General features: G+C 60.1%; 11 protein-coding genes. 6 read left to right on the top strand and 5 right to left on the bottom strand.

Annotated elements, in window-relative coordinates; all coding sequences use genetic code 11:
• Window positions 1-3: 3 nt before the first annotated feature.
• Entirely contained in the window at window positions 4-2640 is a 2637-nt protein-coding gene (gene pepN, locus BMZ36_RS03305) for an aminopeptidase N (protein ID WP_091191334.1), read from the top strand.
• Between the two features lie 81 nt (window positions 2641-2721).
• Window positions 2722-2877, top strand: coding sequence for a hypothetical protein (locus BMZ36_RS14495; protein WP_177187760.1), 156 nt, complete (start codon window positions 2722-2724; stop codon window positions 2875-2877).
• A gap of 59 nt (window positions 2878-2936) precedes the next feature.
• Here BMZ36_RS14495 and BMZ36_RS03310 read toward each other — a convergent pair whose 3' ends face one another.
• From BMZ36_RS03310 to BMZ36_RS03330, 5 genes are all read right to left on the bottom strand, one after another.
• The gene (locus tag BMZ36_RS03310; RefSeq protein WP_177187761.1) at window positions 2937-4553 is read right to left on the bottom strand and encodes a HAMP domain-containing methyl-accepting chemotaxis protein; all 1617 of its coding nucleotides are present in this window, start codon (window positions 4551-4553) and stop codon (window positions 2937-2939) included.
• Between the two features lie 227 nt (window positions 4554-4780).
• A complete protein-coding gene (gene garD, locus BMZ36_RS03315) occupies window positions 4781-6343 on the bottom strand; it encodes a galactarate dehydratase (RefSeq protein ID WP_091191339.1) in 1563 nt (520 codons plus the stop codon).
• Between the two features lie 235 nt (window positions 6344-6578).
• Window positions 6579-7790: a glycerate kinase gene (locus BMZ36_RS03320; protein WP_091191341.1), complete on the bottom strand. Its 1212-nt coding sequence runs from the start codon at window positions 7788-7790 to the stop codon at window positions 6579-6581.
• Window positions 7791-8006: 216 nt separating this feature from the next.
• Complete coding sequence (gudD, locus tag BMZ36_RS03325) at window positions 8007-9344, bottom strand: glucarate dehydratase (protein WP_091191343.1); 1338 nt, start codon at window positions 9342-9344, stop codon at window positions 8007-8009.
• Between the two features lie 201 nt (window positions 9345-9545).
• Window positions 9546-10886 (bottom strand): MFS transporter, encoded by a 1341-nt coding sequence (locus BMZ36_RS03330; RefSeq protein WP_091191346.1) that lies wholly within the window; start codon window positions 10884-10886, stop codon window positions 9546-9548.
• Window positions 10887-11276: 390 nt separating this feature from the next.
• Between BMZ36_RS03330 and BMZ36_RS03335 the strand changes: the two genes are divergently transcribed.
• The 4 genes from BMZ36_RS03335 to BMZ36_RS03350 form a co-directional block, all read left to right on the top strand.
• The gene (locus tag BMZ36_RS03335) at window positions 11277-12176 is read left to right on the top strand and encodes a dihydrodipicolinate synthase family protein (RefSeq protein WP_091191349.1); all 900 of its coding nucleotides are present in this window, start codon (window positions 11277-11279) and stop codon (window positions 12174-12176) included.
• A 177-nt stretch (window positions 12177-12353) separates the two neighbouring features.
• Entirely contained in the window at window positions 12354-13238 is an 885-nt protein-coding gene (garR, locus tag BMZ36_RS03340) for a 2-hydroxy-3-oxopropionate reductase (protein ID WP_091191352.1), read from the top strand.
• A 3-nt stretch (window positions 13239-13241) separates the two neighbouring features.
• Entirely contained in the window at window positions 13242-14402 is a 1161-nt protein-coding gene (locus BMZ36_RS03345) for a sugar diacid recognition domain-containing protein (protein ID WP_091191354.1), read from the top strand.
• 64 nt (window positions 14403-14466) lie between these two features.
• Window positions 14467-14887: pyruvate kinase (locus BMZ36_RS03350; protein ID WP_245747759.1), on the top strand; the 421-nt coding region annotated here is incomplete at its 3' end.

Below are 14887 nucleotides of genomic sequence, written 5' to 3' on the forward strand. Positions count from 1 at the left end.
ACAATGACCCACCACCGCCAAGCCATCCATCGTCTGGACTACGCGCCGCCGGCGTTCCTGGTCGACCGCGTCGACCTGACTTTCGATCTCGGTGAAACCTTCACGCGCGTGACCTCGCGCCTGGTCGTCGAACGCAACAAGCAATCCTCCGATACGACTGCGCCGCTGACGCTCGACGGCGAAGAGCTGGAGCTTGAATCCATCAAGCTCGACGGCGCGCCGCTCCCCCGCGACCGTTACCAGATCACCGACAGCGCACTCATCATTCCCGACATCGAGGACGAAGCCATCCTCGAAATCGTGACCCGGATCAACCCAGCGGCCAACACCTGCCTGATGGGCCTTTATCAATCCGGCGGCAACCTCTTTACCCAGTGCGAAGCCGAGGGCTTCCGGCGCATCACCTACTACATTGACCGTCCCGACGTGATGGCACGCTTCACCACCACGATCATTGCCGACAAAACCAAATACCCGGTGCTGCTTTCCAACGGCAACCGTATCAGCGAAGGCACGATGGACCGCAACCGCCACTGGGTGAAATGGGTCGATCCGTTCCGCAAGCCGAGCTACCTGTTCGCACTGGTCGCCGGCAAGCTGGTTTCCCTGTGCGGCCAGCACACCACTGGCCGCGGCAAGACGGTCAACATCGAAATCTTCGTCGAGGCCGGCAATCTGGACAAATGCCACCACGCACTCGCCGCCGCGCAGAAAGCCATGCGCTGGGACGAAGAACGCTTCGGGCTGGAATACGATCTCGACACCTACATGATCGTCGCCACGTCTGACTTCAACATGGGCGCCATGGAAAACAAGGGGCTCAACATCTTCAACACCAAGTTCGTGCTGGCCAAGCCCGATACCGCAACCGACGCCGACTTCGAAGGCATCGACGCCGTCGTGGCGCACGAATACTTCCACAACTGGACCGGCAACCGCGTGACCTGCCGCGACTGGTTCCAGTTGAGCCTCAAGGAAGGGCTGACCGTCTACCGCGACCAGGAATTTTCCAGCGATATCGGCAGCCGTGCCGTGCAACGCATCCAGAACGTGCGCACCCTGCGCGAAATGCAGTTCGCCGAGGATGCCGGCCCGCAAGCCCACCCCGTTCGCCCCGATACCTACATCGAGATCAACAACTTCTACACCATGACGGTGTACGAAAAAGGCGCGGAAGTCGTGCGCATGATCGCCACCCTGCTTGGACGTGAAGGCTTCCGCAAGGGCATGGAACTCTATTTCAACCGTCATGACGGCAAAGCCGTAACCTGCGACGATTTCGTCGCCGCCATGGCCGACGCCAACGGCATCGATCTTGAACAGTTCAAGCGCTGGTACAGCCAGGCCGGCACGCCGAAGCTCAATATCGACGGTGCTTACGACGAACAGGCCAAGACCTTCACGCTGACCGTGCGCCAATCTTGCCCGGCCACGCCCGGACAGGAAAACAAGCAACCGCTGCACATCCCGCTGGCCGTGGGTCTCATCGACCGCCGCGGACAGGATCTGCCGCTGCAACTCGCCGGCGAATGCGCACCGACCGGCACCACGCGCGTGCTGGAATTGCGCCGCCCGGTCGAGACCTTCACCTTCACACAGGTTCCCTGCCTTCCCGTCCCGTCGCTGTTGCGCGATTTTTCCGCACCGGTGCGGCTCGACTACGCCTGGAGCGACGAGGACCTGGTCTTCCTGATGGCGCACGACAGCGATGCCTTCGCCCGCTGGGAAGCCGCCAACGCCTACGCCACGCGCCTGCTGATCGGCCAGTATCACGTCGCAGCGGAAGGCGCCACCGTCGCCGCACCGGTCGATTTTCTGGAAGCGCTACGCAGCCTGCTCGTACAGGAAGACCTCGACCCGGCGCTGGTCGCGCTGATGCTGGAGCTGCCCAGCGAGCGCATGCTGCTGGAAGAAATCCCGGACGTCGATCCCGCGCGTCTACACCAGGTCTGCCTCGCCATCAAGCAGCAGATCGCCCGCGAGCTGCGGCCGGAGATCCTGCGCACCTACCTCGCGCTGAACAACGGCGAGCCCTACCGCTACACCAGCACGGACGTTGCACGGCGCAGCCTGAAGAACGTTTGCCTTGCTTACCTTGCCGAGCTCGACGAAGCCATGGTCAGCGAAGCACTGCTCAACCAGTACAGCCGCGCCGACAACATGACCGACCGGCTGGCCGCGCTCAAGGCGCTCGCCAACCGCAACGGCGAAGAACAGCTAGCCGACTTTGCGACGCGCTGGAAAGACGATGCGCTGGTCATGGACAAGTGGTTCGCCCTGCAGGCACAAAGCCGCCGCCCCGGCGCACTGTCGCGCGTACAGAAACTCATGGAGCACCCCGCGTTCTCGATCCGCAACCCCAACAAGGTTCGCGCGCTGATCGGCACCTTCTGTCACCAGAACCTCGCGCACTTCCATGCCGAGGATGGCTACGGCTACGCCTTTGCCGCCGACCGCATCATCGAACTCGACCGGCTCAATCCGCAGATCGCCGCCCGGCTTGCCGCCTGCTTCAACCGCTGGAAACAGGTGGAACCCAAGCGCCGCGCCATGATGCGCGAAGAACTGGAACGCATCGCGGGCGAAGAGAATCTGTCTTCCGATACCTACGAGATTGTCACAAAGGCATTGCAGGCTTGACCTGTCATGCCGGTGCCCCCCTTTGGCAAAGGGGGGCTGGGGGATTGAGCAATATTGGCATGAAACAGCACTGTCATTTCCATGCCACTACTGCTTCAAAAGATGCCTGTATCCAATATGTTTGGTGGCAAAATTTATAAACCAGACAAGCACCAAGAACCTGTTCACGATCTGTCGCGAGAAGCCGTCAGCGGGGTGAAGAGCAGCGCAGGAACCGGAGTTTATGCGGATAAATGAGGATTCCGAGCAGCGCATGAGCCCCGATCACGGTTTCGTAGCAAGATCGTGAACAGGTTCTAAGTCCGGTAACGCGTCAAAACCTCCTGTATCTGCCCCGCCAGCGCATGCAGGTTATTGGCCGCATCGCTCGTTCTGGCCGAGGCTTGGGTGGAGGCTTCGTTCATGGCTGTCACCTGTTCGACTTGCCGGGCAATCGACTGCGCGGCGCTGCTCTGCTCGGCCAGGGCTGCGGAAATGTCTTCCACCATCGCAACCGCCTGCTGTGCATGCACGTTGATGTCTTCGATGGTCCGGCTGGCTTCTTCGGTGTGGGCCACGCCCTGAGCAATGGACGAAACCGTGGACTGAACGCTGGCAGAAGCCGCGCTCGCACCCGACAGGATGCTCTCGACGGTATGGCCGATCTCCAGTGCGGACTGCGTGGTGTGCTCGGCCAGCTTGCGCACTTCATCGGCCACGACGGCAAAGCCGCGCCCGTTTTCGCCAGCCCGGGCCGCCTCGATGGCCGCATTGAGCGCCAGCAGGTTGGTTTGTTCGGCCAGCCCGCGGATCACGCTGATAACCTGGTTGATCTGGGCGGCGCAGGCTTCGAGTTCCTGCATCTGCTTCATGGTCTGCACGGCGGTTTCCCGCACGTTGCCGATCTCCTTGACCGTGGAGGAAATCACCTTGACACCGGTCGAAGCCAGCGCGCCGGATTTTTCCGATTCCTGCCGAGTGTTCGCCGCCTGGTCGGCCACGTGCTGAATGCTGACGGTCAGCTCCTCGGTGGCCGCGGCAATCGACGACGACGCCATGCTTTGCCGGTCTGCCGCGCTTGCGACCTGTGCCGCGGTATCGCTCAACGATGAAGACGCATCGTAAAGTTCCACGCTGGACAGCCGGAGCGCGGAGAAGTCGGCGCGCAATTCGGACAGTAGCTGGTTGAATGCGCTCAGGGTATTGGCCACTTCATCCTGGCCGCGAATATCGGCAGTCAGCGTCAGGTTGCGTTCGTCCCGAGCCTGCTGCATCAGCAAGGCCATCCGGCGCAGCGGCATTACGGTTTTCTGGTAGAGAATCCACCCGAGCGCCATCAACAAGCCGGATGCGCCCACAACCAGAATTCCGGAAGTGACAAGCGCCTTTTGCTGGCTGGCTTCGACGGCGGCCTGTACGTCCTTCTGCTGTTTGGCGGCGAAGGCGACCTGCTCGCGCATCGCTTTCAGGAACTCCCCGCCGGTCTTGCGAATCAAGACCCGCTTGGCTTCCAGCGCCTCGATTTCATGGCGCTGCGCCAACGGGATGCTTTCGTTGGACAGGGTATGGAACTGCTTCCACAAGGCGCGAGTCCGCTGCAGCAGCTTTTTCTCTTCGCCCTCGGCCACCGTCTTTTCGTAGGCATCGAAAGCGTCTTCGAGCTTTTTGGCGGTGGCCGTCATGTCTTCCAGTACGTGCAGGGATTTTTCTTCCGGCGTTCCGGCGACGCGGTTGAAGCTCGTCAGCAAACGGCGATATTCACCCACCTGTTCGGTGATATCGCGAAATGACTGCATCGACGGGAAAATCCGGCTGCCGATATAGTCCTGCTGTTTTTTGATCTGCACATTCTGATAAAAACCGACCCCCATCGTTCCAAGCAGGGTCAGGACAGAAATACACACAAAAAGCATCAAGCGTTGCGCAATGGTCATTGCGTCTACTCCAGGAAAATTCCAGAAAAACGGCCACCCCGGATAAACCGGAATGGCCGTACTGCAAGGAAGAGGAAGGGCCTGTTTCAGTAGGCGGGCGAGCCAAAGCAGGTGGCAGGAGGACGGAGCGCAGGAACCGGAATGTACACGCGAGTACATGAGGATTCCGAGCTCCGCCCGACTGCCAGATGCGAAGGCGCAGCCGCCTGATGAACAGGCCCGCGGAATCAGGTCACTGGCGCCGGATTAAACACCGCCAGCGAGTTGAACAAGCCCCACTGATCAGCCCAAGTCTTCTTGCGCCCGCTCGCCACATCCAGGATCAGCTTGAAGATTTCCCAGCCCACTTCTTCAATGGTCGCTTCTCCGGTGGCAATCGTGCCGGCATCCACTTCCATGAGATCGTGCCAGCGCGCAGCCAGATCCCGGCGCGTGGCGACCTTGATCACCGGGGCGGCTTCGAGGCCATACGGTGTGCCGCGGCCGGTGGTGAACACCTGGATCGTCATGCCGGAGGCCAGTTGCTGCGTGCCGCAGACAAAATCGCTGGCCGGCGTGGCCGCGAAGGTCAGGCCTTTCTTGCGAATCTTCTCCCCCGGAGCAAGCACATCGACAATGGGGCTGGAGCCGGATTTGGTGATCGATCCCATGGCCTTTTCGACGATGTTCGCCAGCCCGCCCTTCTTGTTGCCCGGTGTGGTATTGGCCGCGCGGTCCGTCTGACCGCGGTCGAGATAATCGTCGTACCAGGCCATTTCGCGCAGCATGGCGCGGCCGACTTCTTCATCGATGCAACGCGGGGTCAGCAGATGAATCCCGTCGCGCACTTCGGTCACCTCCGAAAACATGACCGCAGCACCGGCGCGCACCAAGAGATCGGCGGCATAGCCCACGGCGGGGTTGGCGGTCACGCCGGAAAACGCATCGCTGCCGCCGCATTGCAGGCCCACGATCAGGTCGGAGGCCGGGCAGATTTCGCGCTTGCGCTGGTTGAGCTTCTCAAGATGAATCTCGGCCTGCTTCATGATCGCGTCGACCATGGACATGAAGCCGGTGAACTTCTCGTCCTGCAGGCAGATCACGTCGTCGCTCACCACCTTGATCGGAATGCCGCCTTCATTGAGCAGGCGCTCCGGCGGCAGCTTTTCGCAGCCGAGGCTGACCACCAGCACTTCGTTGCCGAAATTCGGGTTGAGCGTCAGGTTGTGCAGGGAGCGGATCGGCACCACGGCCGCCGGGGCGTTGATCGCCACGCCGCAACCGTAGATGTGGTTGAGTCCCACAACGCCATCGACGTTCGGATACTTCGGCAACAATTCGGCCTTGATGCGCTTGACCACGTAATCGACCACACCGCCGACGCACTGCACGGTGGTGGTGATTGCCAGCATGTTCTTGGTACCGACGGTGCCGTCCGGGTTGCGGTAGCCTTCGAAGGTGTAGCCTTTCAGCGGTGGCAGAGGCGCCGGCACTTTGGTCGCCAGCGGCAGCGTTTCCAGCGGCGGCGCTTCGGGCATGCGCACCAGCGACTCATCAATCCAGCAGCCCTGCTCGATCAGCTTTTCCGCGTAGCCGATCACCTCGCCGTAGCGGATGATCGCCTCGCCCTCGGGCAGATCCTTGAGCGCCACCTTGTGGCCTTGCGGAACGTGTTCCTTCAGTTCCAGCCCGCACGGGAAGACGCTGCCGGCGGGTAAACCGTTGGAATTGACGATGATGGCGACGTTGTCGCTCTCGTGCACCTTGATGTAGAGCGGCTGGGATATGGCCGCATTGACCGGGGTATTCATGCACTCTTCTCCTGAATGATTTTTTGTTCCCACTCGTCTTCGCAAGGCACCGCGCTTGCAAGCGAGGCTTCGTCAAATCGAGCCGGTTATTTCCCAACCGGTATGGCCACTCCCGCAGCGCGGGCAATCCGCCTTGCGCATGCCGGACTGGCGAATGCCATTCCATTTGAATCCGCATCTCTTGCAGCTGGCCTGGCCGACATACAGCCTTTCACTCTGCCCGCTGCATGAGAATTTAAAGGTTAACGGTTTGCTCATTTCTCACTCCATGAGACGCGCGCTCGCGTTTGCCAATGTCGGGCCGGCCATTCAACTGTTGCCCCATCTTCAGTACGGCAGCGATATTGCGGGCCGCCATGCGCACGTTGGCAGCGGCTTCCTGCAGCGCCTCGTGCGGGACGCAAAAACGGTAAAGCACGCTGAATACGGCATCGATGCCATGCGCGTGCACGACGCCAACATCCGAAGTCAGGCCGCCCGCGATCCCGATCACAGGAACACTGAACCGTTTGGCGACCCGCGCCACGCCGATCGGCGTCTTGCCGTGGATGGTCTGGCTGTCGATACGGCCTTCGCCGGTGATGACGAGATCGGCATCCGCCACGGCGGCTTCCAGCCCGGCGGCCTGGGTCACGATCTCGATGCCGGGGCGCAGTTCAGCATTCAGGAAGGCGATGGTCGCAGCGCCCATGCCGCCGCCGGCACCGGCGCCCGGCACTTGCGCAATATCCTTGCCCAGATCGCGTTTCACGATTTCGCTGTAACGAGCCAGGCCATGATCGAGCAACTGGATCATTTCCTTCGTTGCACCCTTCTGCGGGCCGAATACGGCCGAAGCGCCCAGCGGCCCGGTCAACGGGTTGGTCACATCGCAGGCCACCTCGATCCGGCAACTTGCCAGCCGGGCATCCAGTTGGCCCATGTCGATGCGATCCAGCAGGCCGAGCGAGCCGCCGCCTTGGGCGATCTGCTGACCGCTCTGGTCGAGAAAGCGCCCACCCAGCGCCTGCGCCATGCCGACCCCGCCATCGTTGGTGGCGCTGCCGCCCACTCCGATGATGATGTGGCGCACGCCAGAGTCCAGCGCATCGCGGATCAGTTCGCCGGTACCGTAGGTGGTGGTACGCAAAGGGTTGCGCGAGTCCACCGGCACCAGCTCAAGACCGCTCGCGGCGGCCATTTCGATGATGGCCGTGCAGCCGTCGCCGGTCAGGCCGTAAAAGGCTTCGACCGGCCCGCCCAGAGGGCCGGTCACGGTTTTCCGGACGATGCGGCCATGCGTGGCTGCCACCAGCGCGGACACCGTGCCTTCGCCGCCATCGGCCATCGGCAATTTGACGAACTCGGCATCCGGAAATATTTCGCTGAAACCAGCCTCGATCTGGTCAGCCACTTCTTCTGCCGAGAGGCTTTCTTTGTATGAATCTGGCGCGATGACGATTTTCATAAGCATTGAACCGTTGTAAATGTGTTGTTGTATCCCTGCAAAAGCAGCTTTTTCCTGTCATGAAAACCAGCCTGTATCAGGCGGGCTTTCATGACAGCCCCCGCCGGGCCGGGGATGGGGAAAACCCGGCGGGGAACTGCCACGAAAACTGTTTCGGCGTTGCGAAAAGGGTGCTTTCGCAGCCCTTTTCCGCCGGGTAGCGCAGCCGCCTAACGCTTAGCGCACCAGGCAAGGCTTCTTGTTATCGAACTTCCAGCCCGGGATCAGGAACTGCATGCCCAGCGCATCGTCACGACCGCCCAGGCACTTTTCCTTGTACAGCGCGTTGGCCTTCTCGACCTGTGCCATGTCGATCTCGACGCCCAGACCGCCCTTCTCCGGAACAGCGACCATGCCGCCCTTGATCTGGAACGGTTCCTTGGTCAGGCGCTCCTGGCCTTCCTGCCAGATCCAGTGCGTGTCGATCGCGGTAACCTTGCCCGGAACGGCAGCGGCGACGTGCGTGAACATGGCGAGCGAGATGTCGAAGTGGTTGTTGGAGTGGGAGCCCCAGGTCAGGCCGTGGTCGTTGCACATCTGACCCACGCGCACCGAACCCTGCATGGTCCAGAAGTGCGGATCGGCCAGCGGGATGTCGACGGAATGCAAGTTGATGGCGTGGCTCATCTGGCGCCAGTCGGTCGCGATCATGTTGGTCGCGGTCGGCAGACCGGTCGCCTTGCGGAATTCGGCCATGATTTCGCGGCCGGAGTAGCCGTTTTCAGCGCCGCACGGATCTTCGGCATAGGCCAGCACATCGCCCTTGCCCTTGCACAGGCGGATCGCTTCTTCGAGCGACCAGGCACCGTTCGGATCGAGCGTGACGCGCGCATTCGGGAAGCGTTTCTTGATGGCCGTCACGGCGGCGATTTCCTCATCGCCAGCCAGCACACCACCCTTGAGCTTGAAGTCGTTGAAGCCGTACTTCTCGTACGATGCCTCTGCGAGCTTGACCACAGCTTCCGGGGTCAGCGCCTCTTCGTGACGAACGCGGTACCACTCGCACGAGCCTTTTTCGCCGCTGAGGTACGGCAGGTTGGTCTTCTTGCGGTCGCCGATGTAGAACAGGTAGCCGAGCATCTCGACTTCGCTGCGCAACTGGCCATCGCCAAGCAGGGCTGCAATCGGCATGTTCAGGAACTGGCCGAAGAGGTCGAGCATTGCGGCTTCGACGGCGGTCACGGCGTGAATGGTGATGCGCAGGTCAAAGGTCTGCAGGCCGCGTCCGCCGGAATCGCGGTCGGCGAACTGCTTGCGCATGGTGTTCAGTACGACGTTGTACTTGCTGACTTCCTGGCCCACGACCAGCGGAATCGCATCTTCCAGCGTCTGGCGAATCTTTTCGCCGCCCGGCACTTCGCCCACGCCGGTATTGCCGGCGTTGTCCTTGAGGATCACCAGGTTACGGGTAAAGAACGGGAAGTGTGCACCGCTCAGGTTCAGCAACATGCTGTCGTAACCTGCAACGGGGATGACCTGCATTTCGGTTACGACGGGGGTACTGGCTTTGCTCATTTAAAAAGCTCCTGTTAATCAATCCAAATCAAAACCTGGATAAAAAAGTGGTTCCGACCAAGTAGAGGAGGAAAATTCGGCGCCACTGTGAAACTTGACGGCTCTGGCCGGATTCATGTCCGGTCCTCCGACCGGAGCCGCCTTTGACTTCAAATCCGGAGTCTGCGGCACAGCAGATTCATCCATGCCGCAGTCACGGCATCACTTCAGTTCAACGCGCTTGATTTCGCCGACGATGAACAGATAAGACACGATTGCAATGAAGGCATGAACACCGACATAAACCAGCGCGCCGTTGAAGGAACCGGTGGCCTGGAGGATGTAGCCGATGGCGATCGGGGTAGTAATGCTCGACAGGTTGCCGCAGGTATTCATCAGGCCACCGGAGAGGCCGGCAATCTGCTTAGGAGCGGCATCGGAGTTAACCGCCCAACCCAGCGCACCGATACCCTTGCCGAAGAAGGCCAGCGACATGAAGAAGATCACGGCCCACTCCATGGTCACGTAGTTGCAGACCACCATGCTCATGGACATCAACATACCCAGCACGATCGGGGTTTTGCGGGCGGTGGACAGACTGAATCCCTTCTTCAACATGAAGTCGGAGATCACGCCACCCAACACACCACCAACAAAACCGCAGACTGCCGGAATGGCGGCCACGAAACCGGCCTTCAGGATGGACATGCCCTTTTCCTTGACCAGGTAAACCGGGAACCAGGTAATGAAGAAATAGGTCAGTGCATTGATACAGTACTGAGCGATATAGATACCCACCATCATGCGATTGCTAAGCAGTTGCTTGATGTACTTGAGATCGGGACCATCGGTCTTGGCACCACCCTTCTTGCCTTGGTCCATATTGACCAGGCCACCGCCTTGCTCGATGTAATCGATTTCAGCCTGATTGATATTCGGGTGATCCTTCGGGTCATGAATGAATTTATGCCAGGCGAATACGAACAGGATGCCCAGTACGCCCATCACGGCAAACACGGAATGCCAACCGTAGTTGTGAATCAACCACCCCATCAGCGGCGCAAAGAACACCGTAGCGGCATACTGGGCGGAGTTGAAGATAGCCGATGCAGTGCCGCGCTCATTGGCCGGGAACCAGGCCGCCACGATACGGCTGTTGGCGGGGAAAGACGGAGCTTCGGCTGCACCCACAAGGAAGCGCAAAGCGAAAGTCAGAACAAATGCCACCGTACCGGCAAACCAGCTCACGCCCCCTGTCACCAGGGTGAACAACGACCAGAAAAAGATGCTGTACGCATACACGCGTTTGGACCCGAAGCGATCCAGAAGCCAACCGCCCGGCAACTGGCAGATCACATAGGACCAACCAAACGCCGAAAAGATATAACCCATTTCAACCGGACTAAACCCCAACTCCTTGGACATCACCGGACCTGCCAGCGCAATCGTGGCACGGTCCGCATAGTTGATCACCGTAATCAAGAACAGGACCAATACGATCGTCCATCTGACGTTGGTTTTTTTTGCTGTAATATCAGCCACAGCACTTTGAGCTGTCGACATATCTAACTCCTTCCTCTGTGTTACCCCATCCTGCGGGGCATGAATTTGATATTTCCCGGGCAGGAACACATCCAAATTTCCCACTGCCAGAATATGCCCTTACCCGTTTCGATTGCTTTAGGCATAAACACAACTGAAACCCTGAACTACAAGAAAAATATCTGGCATTCACACAATACAGGTCACACCACCCGGAACAAACTGGATAAACGCACAAACATAAAGCGTAAAAATGCGCATTTATATGTAATCATGCACGATATAAAAAACACCGGCCTGTGAGAACATGCACCTCGTTTGGTAGCGCACACAAAGCAGCTACACAAAAATCCCCAACATCAATCGACAACTGCTTGGGCTTTCTCGCCAGGTGATTTTTGGAGGCTTTAAATGAAGAACAACGGCTTTATTCATGGCGTGATCCCGCCGCTGATCACCCCCACCGACGCGCAAGGCAATCTCCTGGAAAGCAACTTCCGCAAACTGATCGATCACGTCATCGACGGCGGCGTTCACGGGGTGTTTGCACTGGGAGGCGCTGGCGAGTTCTACGCGCTCAGCCCGGCCCAGAAGCGCCGCGTCGCCGAAATCACCATCGAGCAGACCGCCGGCCGCGTTCCAGTCTTCCTTGGCGCCAGCGCCATCACCACCCGCGAAGCCATCGAGCATGCCAAGATGGCCGAATCGCTCGGCGCGCAAGCCCTGAGCGTACTCACGCCGTTCTACATCAGCCCGACCGAAAACGAGCTTTACAACCACTATGTGGCCGTGGCCAAGTCCACCAGCCTGCCGATCGTGCTCTACACCAACCCGGATCGCACCGGCGGCGTGAACATCTCGGTCAACCTGTGCGAACGTCTGTCCGAGATCGACAACATCGTGGCGATCAAGGACAGCAGCGGCGACATGACGCTGACTTCCGAATTCATTCGCCGCACCGGCCCCAAGGGCATGAAGGTGCTGGCCGGCCGCGATACGCTGATCTATGGCACGCTGGCTCACGGCGGTGCCGGTTGCGTGGCCACCACCGCCAACATCGCACCGAAGCTAGTCGTTGAAATCTATGAAAAACACAAGGCCGGTGACATTCAGGGCGCGCTTGATGCCCAGTACCGCCTCAACCCGCTGCGCATGAACTTCGGACTGGGCACTTTCCCGGCCGCCGCCAAGGATGCACTCGCCATCATCGGCGTCCCCGTGGGCGATCCGATCGAGCCGGTGATGCACTGCTCGCCGGAAAACAAGGAAAAGCTCCGGACGATCCTGAAGAACATGGGCCTGGCCAACTGATCCGAGCGAGTGAAGTTTGAACTTTTTCCGTCATACCGGCGCAGGCCGGTATCCAGCAACAAAGCGGCTTCAAACCACTGGACCCCGGCCTGCGCCGGGGTGACGAGTTCAAACAAAATCGGGCCAAATCCGGCATAAAGCTATTGATTTATTGAACATAATTTAGAGGTAACCAACATGAAAATCGGTTTTATCGGTCTGGGCATCATGGGCAAGCCCATGAGCAAGAACCTGATCAAGGCAGGTCATTCGCTGGTCGTTCTGGATCGCAACGGCTCGGCTGTTGAAGAACTGATCGCTCTGGGCGCCACCAAGGCAGCCACCCCGGCGGAAGTCGCCAGCCAGGTCGAACTCATCATCACCATGCTGCCCAACTCCCCGCAGGTCAAGGAAGTGGTGCTCAGCGCGAATGGCGTCATCGAAGGCGGCAAGCCGGGCCTCGTCGTAGCCGACATGAGCTCGATCGCTCCGCTCGTCAGCCGTGAAGTCGAAGCAGAACTCGCCAAGAAGGGCATCGAAATGCTCGACGCCCCGGTCAGCGGCGGCGAACCGAAGGCCATCGACGGCACGCTGTCGGTCATGGTCGGCGGCAAGCAGGACATCTTCGACAAGATCGCCCCGGTACTGCAAGCCATGGCTGGCTCCGTGGTGCGCGTCGGCGAAATCGGCGCTGGCAACATCGCCAAACTGTGCAACCAGACCATCGTCGCAATCAACATCGCCGCCATGTCCGAAGCGCTGGTTCTGGCCGCCAAGGCCGGCTGCGAACCGGATCTGGTCTACAAGGCCATCCGCGGCGGGCTGGCCGGCAGCACGGTACTGGATGCCAAGGCGCCGCTGGTCATGGACCGCAAGTTCAACCCGGGCTTCCGCATCAACCTGCACATCAAGGATCTGCAGAACGTTCTGGATACCTCGCACGAAGTCGGTGCCCCGCTGCCGCTGATCGCGCAAGTCATGGAAATGATGCAGGCGCTGCGCAACGACGGGCTGGGCGATGCCGACCACGGCGCGCTGATCCAGTTCTACGAAAAGCTCGCCAAGATTGAGGTCACTCGTTAAGCCATGGCCTACCTCGACCCGCTCACCGCCCAGGAAATCGTCACGCGCACCATGCGCATCATTGACTACAACGTCAATGTCATGGATTCGCATGGCATCATCGTCGCCAGCGGCGAACCGGGGCGGGTCGGGGAATTGCACGAAGGCGCGGCGCAGGCCCTGGCGCAAGGAAAGATCGTCGAAATCGACGAGCCGACCGCCGACCGCATGCGCGGTGCCAAACCCGGCATCAACCTGCCGATGAAGCTGGAAGGCCAGATCGTCGGCGTCATCGGGCTCACCGGCAAACCGTCGCAGGTTCGCCGTTACGGCCAACTGGTCTTGATGACCGCAGAAATGATGCTGGAACAGGCCAAGCTGATGGGCCTCCTGGCCCGCGACAGCCGCCTGCGCGAAGAACTGGTCCTGCACCTGATCCGCTCGGAAAACCCGTCTCCCGAACTCAAGGAATGGGCGCAGCGTCTGGGGGTGAACCTCAAGCAGCCGCGCATCGTCGCCGTGATCGAGATCGACAGCGGCGCGCTGGGCGTCGATGCCGCGCTCGCGGAAATCCAGCAACTGCAAACGCTCCTGACCACCCCCGAACGCGACAACCTGATCGCCACGGTCTCGCTCACCGAGCTGGTCGTACTCAAGCCCACCCGCGCACCGCTGGACCAGCGCGAGCTGGACAAGCACAGGGAGCGCGTACAGGTTTTGCTCTCCCGCATGCGCGAAAGCAGCCGTCTGGGCGTACGCATTGCGCTCGGCCACTATTTCCCGGAAGCGGGCGGCCTTGCCCGCTCCTACCGCACCGCCCGGACCACACTGCAGGTCGGGAAACAGCGCCACCCGGAAGAGCAGGCCTTTTTCTATCAGGATCTGATGCTGCCGGTCCTTCTCGACAGCCTCAAGAGCGGCTGGCAGGCCGAAGAATTGCGCCGCTCGATCTCCCGGCTGTATACCCAGGACAACAATGGTTCTTTCCGCAAGACACTGGCGAGCTGGTTCGCCCACGATACCCAAGCCCTGGCTACCGCCCAGGCACTGAACATTCACCGCAACACGCTGGATTACCGCCTGCGGCGTGTGGAAGAACTCACCGATCTGAACCTTGAAAAATTCGATGATCGGTTATTGCTCTATATCGCATTGCTTCTCGTCAACGAAGAAAAAAATCGCTGATTCCAAGCCTCTTTACCCGGCTCCGGCACGAAAGCAGTCAGAGCCTCTGCACCAGGAGATTCAAATGATTCGCAGCACAAAAATTGTCGCCACCTTGGGCCCGTCGTCCAGCGATCCCGTCACGATCGAGCAACTGCTCAATGCGGGTGTAAACGTCGTCCGCCTCAACTTCTCGCACGGCACTGCCGAAGACCACATCGCCCGCGCCAACCTGGTCCGCGAGATTGCCCGCAACCTGGGCCGCCCCGTCGCCGTGCTGGTCGACCTGCAAGGCCCGAAAATCCGCGTCGGCAAGTTCGAGCATGGCAAGATCACGCTCAACAAGGGCGACAAGTTCATCCTCGATGCGAAGTGCGAACTGGGCAACCAGGAGCGCGTCGGCCTCGATTACAAGGAGCTGCCCAACGACGTCGAACCGGGCGCCATCCTGCTGCTCAACGACGGCATGATCAAGCTCGAAGTCAACGACGTGCGCGGCCACGAAG

Origin of the sequence: Formivibrio citricus, from assembly GCF_900115065.1 — a bacterium.
Classification (GTDB): domain Bacteria; phylum Pseudomonadota; class Gammaproteobacteria; order Burkholderiales; family Chitinibacteraceae; genus Formivibrio; species Formivibrio citricus.